The sequence below is a fragment of the Gimesia benthica genome, assembly GCF_009720525.1.
GTDB classification, from domain to species: Bacteria; Planctomycetota; Planctomycetia; order Planctomycetales; family Planctomycetaceae; genus Gimesia; species Gimesia benthica.
The window spans coordinates 5,874,207-5,890,951 of record NZ_CP043930.1; the positions used below are offsets into that span (position 1 = coordinate 5,874,207).

Genomic DNA, 16,745 nt, shown 5'->3' on the forward strand with positions numbered 1-16,745 from the left:
TACCTGGTGCCGGAGCCGATGCGCCCATTACTCAAGCCCGGACATCGGGTGCAGGTCCCCTTTGGTCGGGGTAATCAACTTTCCCCCGGCTATTGTGTCGGCGTGGGACCGGCGGATGAAGATCAGCCCAGTGTGCGTCTGAAGTCGGTCGATGCCATTCTGGACAGCCGCCCCTTGTTCAGCGCCAAGATGCTGAAGCTGACCCGCTGGATTGCCGACCGCTACCTGTGCAGCTGGGGGCAGGTGCTGGACTGTGTGGTTCCTGCCGGTGTCAAGAATCAGGCGGGCACCCGGATGATTTCGGTGTTTGAACTGACCGATCCGCGTGCAGTACAGGGGAGAAACATTCCAGAAGAAGTCGAACGGCTGCCGGCCAAACAGCGGGCCGTCTACGATACACTCAAATCTGCCGACCAGCCACTGACGATGGATCAAATCATGGCCGCCGCCGGCTGTGGTTCTGGCCCGGTTCAGACTCTGAAAAAGAAGACGTTGATTCGCAGTCATCAGAAACGGGTACAGCATTTCGAAAATGGCGACGATGCGGCTTACGCACACATCACCAAGCAGGACGATCTGCAACTGAACCGGGATCAGCGGATGGCGCTGGATCAGATTCTGTCCGCGATCCGGGGGCAGCGGAGCGAAACGTTCGTCCTGCAGGGCGTGACAGGCAGTGGTAAGACCGAAGTTTATATCCAGGCGATCCGCGAAGTCGTCAGTTACGGTCAGCAGGCGATTGTCCTGGTTCCCGAAATCAGTCTGACCCCGCAGGCCATTCAGCGGTTTCGCTCCCGTTTCGATTCGGTGGCGGTGCTGCACAGTCATTTGAGCGACAGCGACCGTCATTACCACTGGCAGAATATCGCGGCCGGTAAGGTGCAGGTGATTGTGGGAGCCCGGAGTGCCGTGTTCGCTCCCGCACCACATCTGGGGCTGATCATCATTGATGAAGAGCACGAGACCAGTTTCAAGCAGGAGACAGCGCCCCGTTATCATGCCCGCGAAGTGGCACGAAAACGTTCCGAACTTGAGAATGTTCCTTTAATTCTGGGATCGGCGACACCCACGTTGAATTCCTGGTTGCGGGTCATTGAGAAGAAAGACACGCTGATCTCGATGCCCAAGCGAGTGAATAATCTGCCAATGCCCGGTGTGAACATCATCGATGTTCGCAATGATGTGCAGGTCAGACGAAACGAATCGCTCGGGCGTGTGCTCTTCACGGGTATGCAGCACGCTCTCGAAGCGGGTGGGCAGGTGATTCTGTTCCTGAATCTCCGCGGCTATTCGCCGGCACTGTGGTGCAAGGGGTGTGGGAACTCTGTGAAATGCCCGCACTGTGAGATCTCACTGACCTGGCATCGGGATAAGAGCCTCGCGGTCTGTCACAGCTGTGATTTTTCCAGTAAACCGCCAACGCAATGTCCCAGTTGTGGGGCACCGGGACTGCGGTATGTGGGAACGGGACACAACGACTGGAGGAAGAGGTCAAAGCGAAGTTTCCCAATTACACCTGCAAGCGAATGGACAGCGATACCATGCGGGGTGTCGGCAGTCATGCGAAGGTGCTTAATGCCTTCGCTGCGGGTGAGGTCGATATCCTGTTGGGAACACAGATGATTGCGAAAGGGCTCGACTTCCCGAACGTAACGCTGGTGGGCGTGATCGACGCGGATACGATGCTGCATCAACCCGATCTGTTTGCCTCGGAGCGGACGTTTCAGTTGATTGCGCAGGTCGCCGGACGTACGGGGCGGGGCATGCAGGGGGGACGTGTGTTTGTGCAGACAACTTCGCCGGCCGAGCCCGCCATCGTGAAAGCCGCGGAGCATGACTTCCTGGGGTTTGCCCGTCTGGAACTGGGGCACCGTAAAGAGATGCTCGCGCCTCCTTTTTCGCATTACGCCCGGGTGATTCTGCGTGGTCCCCACGAAGAGCATGTGGAAAAGTTCGCCCGACAGATTGCCGAGATTCTCCATGATGCCGCAGAAGAACGGAAACTGAGTGTGCAAATTCTGGGCCCGGCCCCGGCGCCGATCATCAGGTTGAAGAAATATTTTCGCTACCACTTCCAGCTGGCTGCGGTGAATGTGGAAGAGATTCTGCAACTGTGGCGGGAAGTGGATCCCAAACTGCCTCGGGAAAAGGGGATCGAATATATCATCGATGTGGATCCGGTTAACATGCGGTAACCGCTGGTTCACATTTGAGAACCGTGTGGAAAAGATCCGTGTTCCGCAGCGCGAAGCGGCATTCGGAATTGCATTCGGTGGGGACAGCAGGTTGAATAGTATCAGAGGATGCGACGAAGGATCCATTCAGCGGGGGCGAAGACGGGCTCCTGCATCTCTCACAGAAGAAGAGGACTGCTCTGCATGAAGGCCCCTGGAAAAAAGTCTAATTCCCGAGTCTGGTTAGTCTGGTCACTGGTCCTGACGGGACTCTTTTGCCTGCAGGGACGTCTGCAGGCGCAGGATGCCCAGTACGGGATCGAGAAACGGATTCCCTGGACGACTTCAAAGGTGCAGGGGAGCCCCGATCCCGCATTGCCTTACGAAACCGAGCGGGCCTTTCCCCAGTTGAAATTCAATCAACCCCTGGTGGTCGCGACCGCGCCAGGTATGAAACGCTTTTTTGTTGCCGAGCGCAAGGGGAAGATCTTTTCCTTCGATTACCAGGATCAGGGGACTTCCGAAACCGAACTCTTTCTGGATCTCAAGCAACATGTCCCCGAACTGAATGAAATTTACGGGATGGCGTTTCATCCCCGCTTTGAAGAAAACGGATATGTTTATATCTGCTACGTTTTGAAGCCAGGCCTGCCCGAAGGGACGCGTGTCTCGCGGTTTAAGGTACAGGAGGCGAATCGGCTGCACTGCGATCCGGAATCGGAAGAGACTTTGATCGAGTGGCTGTCGGGCGGACACAACGGTGGCTGCCTGCGGTTTGGACCGGATGGCTATCTTTATATCTCAACTGGTGATGGCGGGCCCGCTTCACCGCCGGACATTCATAATGCCGGACAGGATGTGAGCAACCTGCTCTCCTGTGTGCTGCGAATCGACGTCGATCAACGCAGTCAGGATCTGCCTTATACGATTCCCGCGGATAATCCGTTCGTAAAACTGCCGAACGTGCGGCCTGAAATCTGGGCGTTCGGCTTTCGTAATCCGTGGAAGATGTGCTTCGACCCGAAGAGTGGCGATTTATGGGTGGGCGATGTCGGCTGGGAACTGTGGGAACTCGTGTATCGCGTTGAAAAGGGTGGAAACTATGGCTGGAGTATCAAAGAAGGCCGCCAGCCGGTCAAGCCGGGGAATCAGCTGGGACCGACGCCCATTCTGCCACCCACGATTGCCCATTCGCATCGCGAAGCCCGTTCGATTACAGGGGGCTACTTTTATGGAGGCACGCGCCTGCCGGATCTGAAAGATACTTACATCTACGGCGACTATTCCACGGGAAAACTCTGGGGGTTGCGTTATGAAAATCAGCGGGTCAACTGGCATCAGGAGCTGGCGAACTCGACGTTGAAAGTAACCGCCTTTGCCATCGATGATGCGGGCGAAGTTTACATCGTTGACATTGAAGGAGGCGCCTTTCATCGGCTGGCACCGATCAAGGAATCCGACCATAATCCGGATTTCCCGACCCGATTGAGCCAGACCGGTTTATTCGAATCAACCGAAAAACATCAGGTGGCCGCGGGCGTGATTCCGTACGAAATCAATGCACCTGCCTGGGCTGACTACGCGACCTCAGAACGCTTCATCGCCTTGCCTCCTGATACCACGATTGAAGTCGTGCAGAAACGGTTCTGGAATTTCCCCAAAGATACGGTGCTGGTGAAAACCATTTCGCTGGAGACCGAGCGGGGGAATCCGCAGACGGCCCTGCGGCTCGAAACACAGTTATTACACTTCAACGGGGCTCGCTGGCAGGGATATTCTTACCGCTGGAATGAGGATCAGACCGACGCGACGCTCGTTCCCTCTGAGGGTGACAGTATCAAGCTGGAGATTACTGATGCGGGGCATCCTGACGGAAAACTGAACTACGAGTGGCGGGTTTCCAGTCGGGCGGAGTGTGCGGTATGTCATACACCCTACCAGAATTATCTGTCAGTGCTTTCCTTCGAAGAAGCACAACTGAATCGGGAACGCAAATTTGGTGATATCGTCGACAATCAGTTGCGGGCTCTGGCGCACATCAAGGTGCTGCCTGAATCGGTATGGAATGAATCAAAGGGGACCAGGGCACATTATCTGGTGGATCCACACAACACCGCGGCAGCGTTGAACCTGCGGGCTCGTTCTTACCTGCATGCGAACTGCAGACACTGTCATCGCAATAACGGCGGAGGCGGATCAACGATTGAACTCGATGCCTCTTTCGATCTGGAAGCGATGAAAGCGGTAGGAGTGACACCCACCCAGGGGAAGTTTGAGATTCTCGGAGCAGAAGTGATTGCTCCGGGCGATCCATACCGATCGGTGTTACTGTATCGCATGAGCAAACTGGGAAAAGGGCGGATGCCGTATTCGGGCTCATCGATTGTTGATGTCGAAGGGACCCGGTTAATTCAGGAATGGATCGAACGACTGCCTACGCGTCCGCATGAGTTGCAGTTCGAAATTTCGCGACAGCGGAACCGTCAGGTCCACCTGTTGGAGGACGCGGTACAGATTGAAGACCAGGAGTTTTCCGGACAGAAACTGCAGGAAGTCCTCGAAAATACCAGCGGAGGGCTGCTGCTGTTGAGTGCCCTGGATCGGAAACCGATGTCGGAGGACACGCAGAATCAGATCGTACGATTGGCGACGCAGGGGGGGAATCCACTGGTACGCGATCTGTTCGAACGATTTCTGCCTGAGGATCAGCGGGTTAAACGGCTGGGGCAGAACATCGACCATCGGGCGCTGCTTTCATTGCCGGGCGATTCGCGGGAAGGGAAGCGACTGTTCATGGAGATGGCGGGACTGCAGTGCCGGAATTGTCATCGTGTGCATCAGCATGGAAAAGAGCTCGGCCCTGACCTGACCCAGATTGGCAAGAAACTTTCACGGCAGGAGCTGCTGGAGAATATTATTGAACCATCGAAAAAAATCGATGAGAAATATTTTACCTGCGTGGTCGAGCTGCGTTCGGGCAAGGTGGTCAGTGGTCTGCTGGTCCGTAGAGACGATGTGGGCGTGGTGTTGAAAGATGCCAAAAACGAACTTGTGGAGATCCCGGTTCAGGATGTGGAAACTGTGGTGATGCAGAAGAAATCGTTGATGCCCGATCAGTTGCTCCGCGACCTGACAGCCGAGCAGGCCGCTCATCTGCTGGCATATCTCGAATCATTGAAATAACCGGTTCTCGCCCCTCACGAATGCGGTTTCCTGCTGGAAAACAGTCTGGTCTTTGGGCTGAATATCCTTATAATTGGAATTGACGCTCCTGAGTTCCCACCCAACGTTTGCGCCTCAATCAGACGGAAGAACGAACGCCTTCCCCGTTCGTCCCGATTCTATAAACCCAGACATAATATTGAGTTGAGACATGGCAATACAATTTGATTGTCCGTACTGTACTTCCACGTTAAAAGTTCCCGATGCTTCCGCAGGCAAACAGGGGGATTGCCCCCGTTGCGGCACGAAGCTTGTGATTCCCAATCCATTCGCCATGAGCGAGCAGGCTGCCCCTGCCGCCCAGGAAACGCAGGCGGTTTCTCAAACGCAGGCCCCCGCTATGGATGCACCGGCTGGAGCATCACAGGAAGCCGCACCACCGGCAGGTGATTCGGTTGCGGTTCAACAACGACCTTTATCGACGGCGACAGCCCAGTATCTGCGGAAACGACGCAGGTCGAACGTGGGGCCCATTCTACTGATCATTCTCTGCTTCGGGCTGATGCTCGGCTCAGCCGGCTATTTCTATTACACCTATGGTCCACGGCTGGAAGGGAATCTTGTCGGAGCCCGGCTGAGTCCGGAAGATGCGAGCCTGGAGCAACTGCAGAAAACATCGGATCTGGGACTGTCTGAGGATGTGATCCAGGCGGTGAATAACAGTTTCAAAGAGACGCCGCGTCGGGTACAGAGCGATCTGATGGAGATGACGTTCTTTGGTCCGGAACAGGGTGGTTTGAAAGTTCGTCTGAAGCCGGGCGCGAAAACGGAAATCGTTCGCGTCGATTTAACGGGCGATCCGGCGCTGCTGGAATACATCAAGCAGCATGGCACGCAACTCGATCAGCCACGTTACACAGAATTGCAGAGTCAGCTCGCGGCTTTTTATACGGACTGGAATCGCTTCCTGCAGGAAGGCGGACCGATGCCGGACCTGATCAACTATCGAAACACAATCGGGTTGAACTCGTTGATCGGCGGACTGGGTTATCATATGGAAGCCCGCGTTAATAATCGGGTTTTTCCCTGCGTGCATGATGACTATGACGGGGGGCTGTACTTCCTGGTGCCGAAAGGAACACTGCAGTTCGAAATTCTGGGGAGCCAGATGGAGAATGGCTGGACGAAGTTCCCTGGCAAATACACGGTCCAGGTGACTCAGGAATACCAGGGGCATTGAGTCTCGCGTGATCAGAGAAAATCGACGACTACAGAATCGGCAAGCAGGCAGCCGGACTGGGTGAGCCGCAGGTGGGTTTCGGTCTGTTCCAGTAGTCCCGCAGCGATATTACTCTCAATCGCGGATTCCGCCAGTTCCGGAATTGAGAAACCGTAGCGGGACGCGAACTCAGCGAGATCGATGCCAACGCGACGGCGGAGGCCGAAGATGATTGCCTCGCGGGCGCGGGATTCGGGATCGAGTTCTTCCTGTTCCGCGATCGGAGACTCGCCGGCGGCGACATGCTTGAGCCAGGTAGTGACACTGCGGTGATTCTGGCGGCGAACACCATTCAGGTAACTGGCTGCACCGGGGCCAAATCCGTAGTAGGGATAACCGGTCCAGTAGACTTCATTGTGGCGACATTCAAACCCCGGGCGGGCGAAGTTCGAAATCTCGTAATGTTGCAGTCCCCGTGAACCCAGATAGTCCAGGGAAAATTCATACATGCTGCCGGCCAGGTCATCCGCGGGTAAATCGAAGAGCCCCGACTGCTGGCGACTCCAGAACGAAGTTCCCTTCTCGATGGTCAGGCCGTAGGTCGAGAGGTGGGGAATTCCGAGACCGACGGCATCGGCCAGGGAGGACTCCCAGTCCGACAGGCTTTGACCAGGGACCGCGAAGATCAGATCGAGGCTGGTATTGGGAATGCGGGCCTGCAGGTTCTGCACGATTTCGAAGATCTGCTCGGGTTGATGATCCCGCTCCAGGAAGGTGAGTATCTCGGAGTGAAAGGACTGGACGCCGAGGCTGACCCGGTTGACGCCACGCTGGTTGAGAAAGTCGATTTTCTCAATGCTCAGATTCAGTGGATTGGCTTCAATGCTGAATTCGCAATCGTCCGCCAGACGAAACCGGTCGAAGAGGGCGGAAAAGAGTCGTCTCAGTTGTTCAATGCTGAGATGAGTGGGAGTGCCCCCTCCCAGAAAGAGGGTCTGCAGTTCGGTGCCCGGTTCGACCGTCGCGAGCTGTTGTTTCATGGCAGCCAGATAGTCGTCGATCAGGTGGTCCTTGCGGGCAACGAGCGTAAAGTCACAGTAGCCGCAGCGGTGCTGGCAGAAAGGGACGTGTATGTACGCAGAGGATGGTGTTTCCGGGTTAGTCACAGCAGCAGATCCGCAGGCTGTCAGGGTGTCTCTTCGTCTGTGGAAGAGAGAAGTTCGCTGACGGGTGCATCGCTGAAGCTCAAGGCAGCCAGGACATGAGCCAGCGTCAAAATGGCATCGCAGGTGGGGACGGTTTCCCGAAACCAATGATATCCGCTGTGATCGGCAGCGTAAACGGCCCTGAGTTGCTGCATCTGAAAATAGCTGTCTGCCAGCGTTCCCCGGTGTGTATGCAGGTTCCAGTCTGCAGGGAGCTCTGTCTGCTGTTCCCGGCTGATCTGATCGAGCACGAAGACGGCCTCCGACTGTTCGGCGGCCAGGGCCTGCATCAGCAATCGGGTGACGGCGTGATTGGGAAGCAGTTCACCTGTCTCGCTGAAGAACGCGGTCTGGCGGCTGTCGTCGTCGATCAGCAGACCCAGGTCGCAGTTGTGGGTTTCGAGGTACTGCTGCATTTTGCGGACGTCTGAATCGTCGGGATCGAGCAGGTTCCGTTTCTGATGTGGAATGTCGACCCAGGAGAGCTGGCAGGGGAGCTTATCGAACAGGGAATCGAGGGTTTCCCGGACCAGTCTGAGGGAACAGGCGACAGCGATTTTCAAAGGTCGCAGGGCGTGAAAGTGTTTCAGGAACTGGCTGCGGTATGTTTCCATGGGGTGGAACGTACGCTGAGAACCGGGCTGTCGTGATGCGCGACCGTAACCCTGTTCGGCGATCTCCTGGATGCGTTCGAGGTGGAATCCCCGGGAGACAGGCTGTGACTGTTCAAGTAGAAATTCGAGTCCGGTACTGGACGGACCACAGTGGGAACCGGTGACCATGATGGCGCCCTGTGCCTGCAGATGCGAGGTGGCATATGCGAGGATTGCAGGCACCGTGAGACCCAGATCGATCACCCGGCAGCCGTTTCGGCGAAGTGCGCCTGCAACGCCGGTAATGATGTCTGGTGACGAAGGTCGTTCATCGAACCCAATGACAACACAGGGGCCGCGACTCTTTTCGGGCCGAGGTTGTTCCCTGGAGGGAGTACTCGATCTTGGGGAGCGGGCGGTTTTGGAATCCGGGGCTAACCCTTTCAGCGGGAGGCTCTCCCAGAGCAGGTGCGAGAAGGCGCCGGCGAGGTGAGCGGCCTGTGTGCGGTCGATCTGATTTAGATAAACGCCGCGCACTCCTTCGGTCGTAAACAGGTCGGGAGTGGTGCCTCGTGCCTGTTGTGTCTGATGCAGGCGTTTAACCGTCTGCGGAGAAAGGTTTCCGGTGATCTGGTTGTGAGGACAGTCCCGGCACTTGGGATAAAAGGCAGCCAGACGCGAAAGGTGAATCGCTTTGGAGATCGGATATTTCTCGCCGGGGCACTGAAAGAACAGTTCTGCCTGCTGCAGGAGTTTGGGGAGCGGTGGTTGCGCATGCGCCTGGTGCAGCAGGTGAGAAGACTGGCTCGATGCCTGTTCAAATTGATCTGCCGGATCCTCGGAAATCGGTCTGTTCCCCGCCTGGTTTTACTCAAAATGCAGGAACCGGTGCCGGGGGCACTCGAAATTCGCTGCTAAATGGAGTGTAATAGATTTCGTTAATACTCTGGAATGATTTTCAATATTGCCACTCCAGAAGTGTGAATGTATGTGATCCCGCGGTTTCCGGTCAATAAGAGTTAGCGATGCCCCTGCATGTCACCGAGTTTCTGTTAAGCCCGAGCAGCACACGCTGGGACCGATTGTGGTCCTCCACGGTGATGATCGGTACATGAAACAGGAAGCGATTCATGCGATCGAGCCGATTGTGCTCGGAGAGGAAGAAGACACCAGCATCACGCGTTTCGACGGGAAGCGGCTGGAAAAAGAGCTCCCCCCATCCACCCTGTTTGACGAGCTGAAAACCGTCTCTATGTGGGGCGATCAGCGGCTGGTGATCGTTGATGATGCAGAGAAGTTTGTCTCTGCATTCCGCTCGCGCCTGGAAAAATACCTGGAAGCACCTTCGAAGAGTTCGCTGCTGATTCTGGACGTCAAATCGTGGAATAAGTCGACTAAACTCGCCAAGACAGTCGCGAAGATCGGTCTGGATCTGGAATGCAAGGAGCTCAAGGGGAGCCAACTGGCAAAATGGATTGCAGATACTGCAGAACAGGTCCATCAGAAACAGATTTCGCGAGAAGCTTCGCTGCTGCTGGTCGAACTCGTGGGAACCCATTGTGGACAGATTCATCAGGAACTCTCCAAGCTCGCCACCTTTGTGGGAGAGGCGGCACGCATTAGTCCAGATGACATTCGCGCGGTTGTCGGAGGCTGGAAAGCAGAGACGACCTGGGCGATGACCGACGCCGTTCGAGACGGAAATGTCGGAGCAGCTTTGAAATACCTGGATAATCTGCTGGTGGCCGGCGAGGCGCCACAGAAAATCCTGGGGGGGCTCAACTTCGTTTGGCGCAAGTACTTTAAGGCCACGCAACTGGCGGTGCAGGGGACCCCGTTGAGACAGGCGCTTAAAGAGTCGGGAGTCTTCCCGCGGGACATCGATTCGTCTGACCGTTACCTGCGAAGACTGACCCGGCAGAGGGCGGAAAAAATCGGTCAATGGCTGCTGGACGCCGATTTAAATCTGAAAGGTAACAGCCGCCTGGACCCCCGGCTGGAACTCGAGCAACTGCTGTTTCTGCTCAGTGGCTGTGCCTGAGTTTTTCGAGTAAAAAGGGTACTGACAGGCACTTGACGCATGCTCGCCTCTTCTTAAACTTCCTTACAAAAATCTGATTTCTCCCGGAAATGAATCTTGCCTGGAATATTCAGCGGGGGTATAACACTACGTTACTAAGGTTTTTGCGAAGCTCATTAACGCTGTTGGAACCTGGCAGCGACTGACAAAGTTTCGTACATATTCTATTGGGATCGCAGACGCACATTGAGGTGAAGCATGTCGTCCGAACTCTTGGATCCGTCTACGGCATCCAGCATCTATGAGGAAGCTCCTCTAGAAGCGGAACGCCACAAATGGATCGAAAGCCAAAAGAATGGCTTTGATCTGGGTACGCTTGCTATTTCTGACTGGTATGCAAATCATTGGTATTACTTTTGCATCGGGAAGAAAATTGAGCATCTTTTGGGAAATCGATGCTGGCAAGAATTCAGTGATACCCGTTTCGGTTTTTTGAAGTCTCTTGAACTGGAGAATGATCTGCTGGCAGATCGGATTCTGGATCGAATCTTCTGGCTGCGGATGGAGAATCTGGACATTATTATCTGGGCCAGAGAGTGGAATCTGCCCATGGAGCGTGTACTTGAAATCTTGAAAATGATCGATATCAACTCTGCACGACTCGAGCCGGTACTGTCCTGATTTCTCATTTGAATTATGGATGATTCTGCGCCACCTGGACCTGTCCAGGAAAATCAAGCTCAGGTGGTTGCATCTGACCATACGCGCGGGCTGTTCGCAGGACTAAGAACTGTTAGTCTGCTGACGCTGTTAAGCCGCGTGCTGGGGATGGTTCGCGATATCGGTATGGCCACCCTCTTTGGCAACGGTCCAATCATGGACTCGTTTTCTGTCGCTTTTAAACTGCCCAATCTGACGCGACGTCTGTTAGGAGAAGGGGCACTCTCTACGGCCTTTCTTCCCACCTATATCCGCGAACTCGAGCAGAACGGACGCGAAGCATCCTGGAAGCTGGTGACCGCGGTGCTGTTCTGGCTGATGGTGTTTTCCGTATTACTCGTAGGCAGTGCAGAAGTCATTCTGGTCCTGCTTAGCTGGAGAGGGAATCCGGAGTCAGAAGCACAATTATTGTACTGGTTGACCGGGCTGCTGCTGCCTTATCTGATCCTGGTCTGTCTGGCAGCTCAGATCAACGCGACGTTGCATGCATTGAACCATTTTTCCGTACCGGCCCTGTTACCGACCATTCTGAACCTGAGCTGGATGGCCGGGATCTGGCTGGTCGCTCCCTTTCTGCCGGATGCTCCTGCAAAAATTACTGCGATCTGCATCGCGATTCTGCTGGGCGGAGTGGTGCAACTGGTGCTGCCTTTCTGGAAGCTATGCCAGATGGGCTACCGACCACATATGGATTGGGGAGTCGGGCTCGGTCAGGTACAGTCCATCGCCCAAAGCATGGCTCCGATTGTGGTCGGTCTGTCGATCACGCAGTTGAATACGCTGATCGACAGCTGTCTGGCGTGGGGCCTGGCCCGACCAGAGGGGATCTACGCGACAGGTGCCATCCCCGCGGTCTGGCAGATCTTTGAATCGGGAACCGCCTCGGCACTTTACTTCGGACAGCGAATGTATCAGTTCCCCCTGGGAGTGTTTGGAGTCGCTCTGGGAACAGTGCTGTATCCTCAGTTATCCAGGCATGCAGAGCGGAACGACCATCATCTGTTACGACGAGATTTACTGCTGGGGTTACAGCTTGTGATTGGTGTGGGGCTCCCCGCCAGCCTGGGACTGGTGCTGATGGCACAGCCGCTCTCTTCACTGCTGTTTCAGTATGGTGACTTCGATCAGTTTGATGCTCTGCAGACGGCGGAAATGATTCGCTTTTATGGCATCGGTGTGTTCGCTTTCATGGCGGTCCTGATATTGAACCGGGGTTTCTATGCCATCGGTGATACCCGTACGCCGGTACGAATTGGGGTGCTGGTTGTAATCTGCAATCTCTTGTTGAATCTGGCGCTGATCTGGTGGCTCAAGGGCAGGGGGCTGGCTCTGGCCACATCAATGGCCGCTATGATTCAGACGGGCCTCTGTCTGTGGCTGATCAGGGAGAAGGTGGGGCAGATCGATTATGCGAAGCTGTTCAACACCAGCTGGCGGGCCAGCCTGGCGACCGCTGTTATGTCTACGATCATACTGATCGAATTACAAATACTGCCCACTGTTGATTTATTTCGTTATCGACTACTGCGTGTGTTGGTGCCCGTTATCACCGCTGTTGTAATTTACCTGCAGCTGGCGAAAATATTAGGGCTGCATGAAATCATGACCCTGTTACGATCTGGCAGGAAAGCTTCTGTCGAATCAACGGATGGTGAAAAATAAAAAACGGCCCTGAGTATAACGCTCAGGACCGTTTGGAATAGAAGTTGAATTTTGCCCGTCAGGCTCTGGCAGGTTTAGAACTCGCCAATGACTTCTCCACCGCTACGGGTGCTCAGGGCACGATATGTGCCCAGGTCGATATTCTCGCTGATGGATCGCACAGCACCATCTACCATCAGGGCGTGTACGGTCCCAATGTGATAGCTGCGTGCTGTGACAGCAGCGTAGGTGGGACCGGTGCAACTTTTGGCTTCCCGGCAGGACGTGTAGTCACCGGCATCGATGGCGCCACCACCTGCACCGGGGACAGCAACTTTGGTATTGGGGGGCAATGTAGTAGTAAAACCGGTCTGGTGGACGCGACCATCGACCCATTCTGTGTGGCCACTATTGGCTTTGTTGGAACCGCCCCCGCTGATCAGGGCTTCCACATCACCGGCGACGCTGGGCACGGTGGAAGTGCCTGCGTCTCCATCGCGGTTATAAGCGGTAAATGCTTTTACCTCTGCAAAACAGAGCGTGTTACTGGTTCCGTCTGTGAAGTCACGTGGTTTCGTTTTACTGTTCGGGTAGAACGCACCATCTCCGCCGCTCAGGTTGGAATTGGTGAAGACACGCCAGGTACCCCCATTGTAGCCATAGCAGATGGGGTAGTGTTCGGGGTTGCCTGAAGAGTCAGGGCGGATTTTATCATTCACTTCGCTGGGGCAGAGCATGAATGGGATGCGGGTATAGGCGATCGAAGGATCGCTCTGATTCTCATAGCTGCGCGTGAAGTCAATGTTATTGAACAGATTCGCTCCATCCGCAAAGGGAAGAATGCGAGCGTGAATCGACCACTGACCACCTTCAGTGAAAGTTCCTCCGCCGGGACCAGCACAGAAAGCGGGGGGAAAAGCGGTATAAGCACTGAGGTAATTGTGCAGAGCCAGACCAATCTGTTTCAGATTGTTTTTGCACTGGCTGCGGCGGGCAGCTTCGCGGGCCTGCTGGACTGCGGGGAGCAGCAGAGCGATCAGAATTGCAATGATGGCGATCACCACCAGAAGCTCAATTAAAGTAAAACCACGTCTGCCGAACATTCGGCTTTCTTGAGAACGTTGCGCCATTTCTCTTCTTTCCAGTAAAAAAGATTCAGGCAACGTGCTCGTGTACATGTGATATGCAACTTACAAATCAGATCGTCTCGTGATCTGAGTGATAGCCGTCTTGCCGAAATTATCAGTAAATTCTCTGAGACAGGACAATCAGTCCCAGTTGACATTGAGTCTCAGGTTCATTATGTTAGCCATCAGTTGTGCTGGAAGCAAGCAACTCTCTCTCAGAAAGCATACTTTTTTCGGATGTGTTCCTGGGGAAAGAAAAAACTTCGCTGGCAGCTGTACTGATGACGGGCAATTCATTCGGGAGTGGGAATCTGTACGATCCACTGCCGGGGGCGTAGTGAATTGCGAATTTCAAAATTCACTTTGTTGAGTAACATGAACCTAATTATGAGCGAATCAGAGAAGCTTGAACGCCCGGCTACCGCTACGAATGCGCAAGAAGAAACCCCAACCGATGTCATTGAATCCGATGCCATCTTGAATGGAAAGCAGGAAGTCCTGATCCAGCATGGCGAGACGACTTATCGGTTGAGAATCACACAGAATGGCAAGTTGATTCTGTGTAAATAAGCCTGATCCCGGGAACATCTGCCTGCTATCAGTTGCGCGACTGTTCCCGTTTTTTTCAGGTTTACTGCGAGAATGCGATCTGCAGGCTTTTCAGAATATCCTGCTCGAGGGCCGGGTCTCTCCCCAGAGGGATCCAGCCATCCGGGTTGCTGCGTTCTTCGACCAGGTTCAAATCACGTCTCAGGCTGAGTTCCTGTTGAAACGTGGCGCCGCCAGGCGCACTCGCGGTGGGGGTGGTTACGTCCTCGATTTCCTTGAACGCTTCCACTCCGAGCAGGTACCCTCCCTCGATCGGGGTGACACTGACGAATACTCTGCGGCGAATGGACTGCAGCGTGCTTTCCAGACGGTTATCAAAGCCGACCGAATCACCGTGCCAGGGCTCAAGCAGATTGGCGCCGACTTTGTATTCGGTTTCGATACGACCATCCAGCTTGTTTTCTTTGGCGATGGCGAATTTGTAGTTGTGGATGGTATCGACAATCCGTTCCCAAACGACGTCCTGGTTATTTCCCGAGATCTGGATCGGGTTAGAGGCCTGCATCGGCGCAGGCTGAGACAGGCCAGATGCACAACTGGTGCATAGCAGACATAAGCCAATAAATTTCAGAAGGTTACAGCTCATTGCTGATTGACGCCATTCTGGCTGCTGTACGCAAAATTAACAGGATCGTCAGGCAGATTTCAGAGCGAAAGCCCCTCTCCGCCATGGAAGGGAAAAGTGCAGGGGAACTTGGAAATGGTGCTTCAACTGCCCAGTTTCCCAGATTGAGAAAATTGAGGCAAGATCACTTTGAAAATCCATTCGTAATGTTTGTTCAATAAGCTTCCGAGCCTACTCTCGAAGGGATTTTCTGTTTAGAATCTTTCTTTGAAGTGATTGTCTTTAAACGTTTTAACCACATGACAGGTGCGACCCATGGAATACTTTGCAGACGTCCCCCGAATCGAGTACGAAGGCCCGGAAAGCAAGAATCCCCTCGCATTCAAACATTACAACCCAGATGAGCAGATCGAAGGGCAGTCGATGCGGGATCTGTTGCGGTTCAGTGTCTGTTACTGGCATACATTCCGCGGAACCGGCAGTGATCCCTTCGGAGCAGGTACTTTGCAGCGTCCGTGGGATGATGGCTCGAACTCAGTCGAAAATGCACTGAAGCGGGTCGATGTAGCTTTTGAATTTTTCGAAAAGCTGCAGGCTCCCTATTACTGTTTTCATGACAAAGATGTCTCTCCCGATGGGGACACGCTGAAAGAAGCCAACGAGAATTTTGACCGCATCGCCGACAAACTTCTGGAAGCCCAGGAACGAACCGGAATCAAACTGCTGTGGGGAACAGCGAATATGTTTTCACATCCCCGCTTCCTGCACGGAGCTGCCACCAGCCCGAACGCAGATGTCTTCGCTTACGGAGCCGCCCAGGTCAAAAAAGCAATGGAAGTCACGCATCGACTGGGAGGCGAGAACTATGTCTTCTGGGGTGGTCGCGAAGGCTACATGAATCTGTTCAACACCGACATGAAACGGGAACTTGATCATCTGGCCCGATTCATGCATATGGCGGTAGAGCATGCCCAGAAGATCGGCTTCAAAGGACAGTTCCTGTTCGAACCGAAGCCGAAAGAACCAACGAAGCATCAATACGACTTCGATGCTGCCGCCTGTCTGAACTTTCTGCGTTCGTACGATCTGCTGGACCATGTGAAGCTGAATATTGAAACCAATCATGCAACGCTGGCCGGGCATACTATGATGCACGAACTGGTTTACTCATCGATTCAAGGGGCTCTCGGCAGTATCGATGCTAATACCGGGGACCTTCTGCTGGGCTGGGATACCGACCAGTTCCCGACAGATATCTACCTGACCACGCAATGCATGCTGGCGATTCTGGATCAGGGGGGACTCGCACCCGGCGGCGTCAACTTCGATGCCAAAGTCCGGCGGGAAAGCTTTGAACCGATCGATCTGTTTTACGCCCATATCGGTGGCATGGATGCGTTTGCCCGCGGTGCGCGGATTGCGTCCCAGATTCGCAAAGACGGTATCCTCTCTGACTTCGTATCGAAACGCTACGCGAGTTACGACGAGGGCATTGGCGCACAAATCGAAGCCGGCAGTGTGAACTTCAGTGACCTGGAAGCCTACATGCTTGAGAAAGGGGATTCTGCACCCAACTCCAGCGGTCGCCAGGAGTGGATTGAAAATGTCATCAATGATTATATCTAAAATACAGAACCCAATCTGTTAAAGAGAACAGGCCTCTGTGAAGTAATTCGCAGAGGCTTGTTTTTTGCTCAGGGGACAAAAATT

At 54.3% G+C, this 16,745-nt stretch carries 13 protein-coding genes and 1 pseudogene; 10 read left to right on the top strand and 4 right to left on the bottom strand.

Going from position 1 to position 16,745, the window contains the following annotated elements:
* Positions 1 to 18: 18 nt before the first annotated feature.
* The 4 genes and pseudogenes from priA to F1728_RS22825 all read left to right on the top strand — a co-directional run.
* Positions 19 to 1,452: pseudogene (priA, locus tag F1728_RS22815) on the top strand (replication restart helicase PriA); the annotation flags it as partial.
* A complete protein-coding gene (locus F1728_RS31815; RefSeq protein ID WP_261344477.1) occupies positions 1,425 to 2,195 on the top strand; it encodes a helicase-related protein in 771 nt (256 codons plus the stop codon). The pseudogene priA and the gene F1728_RS31815, both read left to right, overlap by 28 nt.
* A gap of 183 nt (positions 2,196 to 2,378) precedes the next feature.
* Positions 2,379 to 5,357: a PQQ-dependent sugar dehydrogenase gene (locus F1728_RS22820; protein ID WP_194242477.1), complete on the top strand. Its 2,979-nt coding sequence runs from the start codon at positions 2,379 to 2,381 to the stop codon at positions 5,355 to 5,357.
* Positions 5,358 to 5,547: 190 nt separating this feature from the next.
* Positions 5,548 to 6,576: a hypothetical protein gene (locus F1728_RS22825; RefSeq protein ID WP_155366001.1), complete on the top strand. Its 1,029-nt coding sequence runs from the start codon at positions 5,548 to 5,550 to the stop codon at positions 6,574 to 6,576.
* Positions 6,577 to 6,587: 11 nt separating this feature from the next.
* Here F1728_RS22825 and hemW read toward each other — a convergent pair whose 3' ends face one another.
* Together hemW and F1728_RS22835 are read right to left on the bottom strand one after the other, a co-directional pair.
* The gene (hemW, locus tag F1728_RS22830) at positions 6,588 to 7,721 is read right to left on the bottom strand and encodes a radical SAM family heme chaperone HemW (RefSeq protein WP_228030301.1); all 1,134 of its coding nucleotides are present in this window, start codon (positions 7,719 to 7,721) and stop codon (positions 6,588 to 6,590) included.
* A gap of 20 nt (positions 7,722 to 7,741) precedes the next feature.
* Positions 7,742 to 8,890, bottom strand: coding sequence for a phosphohexomutase domain-containing protein (locus F1728_RS22835; protein ID WP_194242478.1), 1,149 nt, complete (start codon positions 8,888 to 8,890; stop codon positions 7,742 to 7,744).
* 147 nt (positions 8,891 to 9,037) lie between these two features.
* Here F1728_RS22835 and F1728_RS31355 point away from each other — a divergent pair, with 147 nt between their 5' ends.
* The 4 genes from F1728_RS31355 (at position 9,038) to murJ (ending at position 12,755) form a co-directional block, all read left to right on the top strand.
* Complete coding sequence (locus tag F1728_RS31355; RefSeq protein WP_194242479.1) at positions 9,038 to 9,271, top strand: hypothetical protein; 234 nt, start codon at positions 9,038 to 9,040, stop codon at positions 9,269 to 9,271.
* Between the two features lie 166 nt (positions 9,272 to 9,437).
* Positions 9,438 to 10,394: a DNA polymerase III subunit delta gene (gene holA, locus F1728_RS22840; protein WP_228030302.1), complete on the top strand. Its 957-nt coding sequence runs from the start codon at positions 9,438 to 9,440 to the stop codon at positions 10,392 to 10,394.
* A 237-nt stretch (positions 10,395 to 10,631) separates the two neighbouring features.
* Positions 10,632 to 11,054, top strand: a complete 423-nt coding sequence (locus tag F1728_RS22845) for a hypothetical protein (protein WP_155366004.1) — start codon at positions 10,632 to 10,634, stop codon at positions 11,052 to 11,054.
* Positions 11,055 to 11,117: 63 nt separating this feature from the next.
* A complete protein-coding gene (murJ, locus tag F1728_RS22850) occupies positions 11,118 to 12,755 on the top strand; it encodes a murein biosynthesis integral membrane protein MurJ (protein ID WP_194242480.1) in 1,638 nt (545 codons plus the stop codon).
* A gap of 74 nt (positions 12,756 to 12,829) precedes the next feature.
* Here murJ and F1728_RS22855 read toward each other — a convergent pair whose 3' ends face one another.
* A complete protein-coding gene (locus F1728_RS22855; RefSeq protein WP_194242481.1) occupies positions 12,830 to 13,837 on the bottom strand; it encodes a DUF1559 domain-containing protein in 1,008 nt (335 codons plus the stop codon).
* Positions 13,838 to 14,248: 411 nt separating this feature from the next.
* Here F1728_RS22855 and hemP point away from each other — a divergent pair, with 411 nt between their 5' ends.
* A complete protein-coding gene (hemP, locus tag F1728_RS22860) occupies positions 14,249 to 14,431 on the top strand; it encodes a hemin uptake protein HemP (RefSeq protein WP_145442152.1) in 183 nt (60 codons plus the stop codon).
* A 61-nt stretch (positions 14,432 to 14,492) separates the two neighbouring features.
* Here the strand turns inward: hemP and F1728_RS22865 are convergent, their stop codons facing one another.
* On the bottom strand, positions 14,493 to 14,975 hold the full coding sequence (locus tag F1728_RS22865) for a hypothetical protein (RefSeq protein ID WP_155366007.1): 483 nt from the start codon (positions 14,973 to 14,975) through the stop codon (positions 14,493 to 14,495).
* Positions 14,976 to 15,350: 375 nt separating this feature from the next.
* Here F1728_RS22865 and xylA point away from each other — a divergent pair, with 375 nt between their 5' ends.
* The gene (gene xylA / locus F1728_RS22870) at positions 15,351 to 16,661 is read left to right on the top strand and encodes a xylose isomerase (protein ID WP_155366008.1); all 1,311 of its coding nucleotides are present in this window, start codon (positions 15,351 to 15,353) and stop codon (positions 16,659 to 16,661) included.
* The last annotated feature ends 84 nt before the right edge of the window (positions 16,662 to 16,745 follow it).

Bases quoted from the DNA above. Each gene is read 5' to 3' on its own strand.
- F1728_RS22820 (WP_194242477.1), top strand. From the start codon at position 2,379: ATGAAGGCCCCTGGAAAAAAGTCTAATTCCCGAGTCTGGTTAGTCTGG.
- hemP (WP_145442152.1), top strand. From the start codon at position 14,249: ATGAGCGAATCAGAGAAGCTTGAACGCCCGGCTACCGCTACGAATGCG.
- F1728_RS22845 (WP_155366004.1), top strand. From the start codon at position 10,632: ATGTCGTCCGAACTCTTGGATCCGTCTACGGCATCCAGCATCTATGAG.
- F1728_RS22855 (WP_194242481.1), bottom strand. From the start codon at position 13,837: ATGTTCGGCAGACGTGGTTTTACTTTAATTGAGCTTCTGGTGGTGATC.
- F1728_RS22825 (WP_155366001.1), top strand. From the start codon at position 5,548: ATGGCAATACAATTTGATTGTCCGTACTGTACTTCCACGTTAAAAGTT.
- F1728_RS31815 (WP_261344477.1), top strand. From the start codon at position 1,425: ATGTCCCAGTTGTGGGGCACCGGGACTGCGGTATGTGGGAACGGGACA.
- xylA (WP_155366008.1), top strand. From the start codon at position 15,351: ATGGAATACTTTGCAGACGTCCCCCGAATCGAGTACGAAGGCCCGGAA.
- F1728_RS22865 (WP_155366007.1), bottom strand. From the start codon at position 14,975: ATGCAGGCCTCTAACCCGATCCAGATCTCGGGAAATAACCAGGACGTC.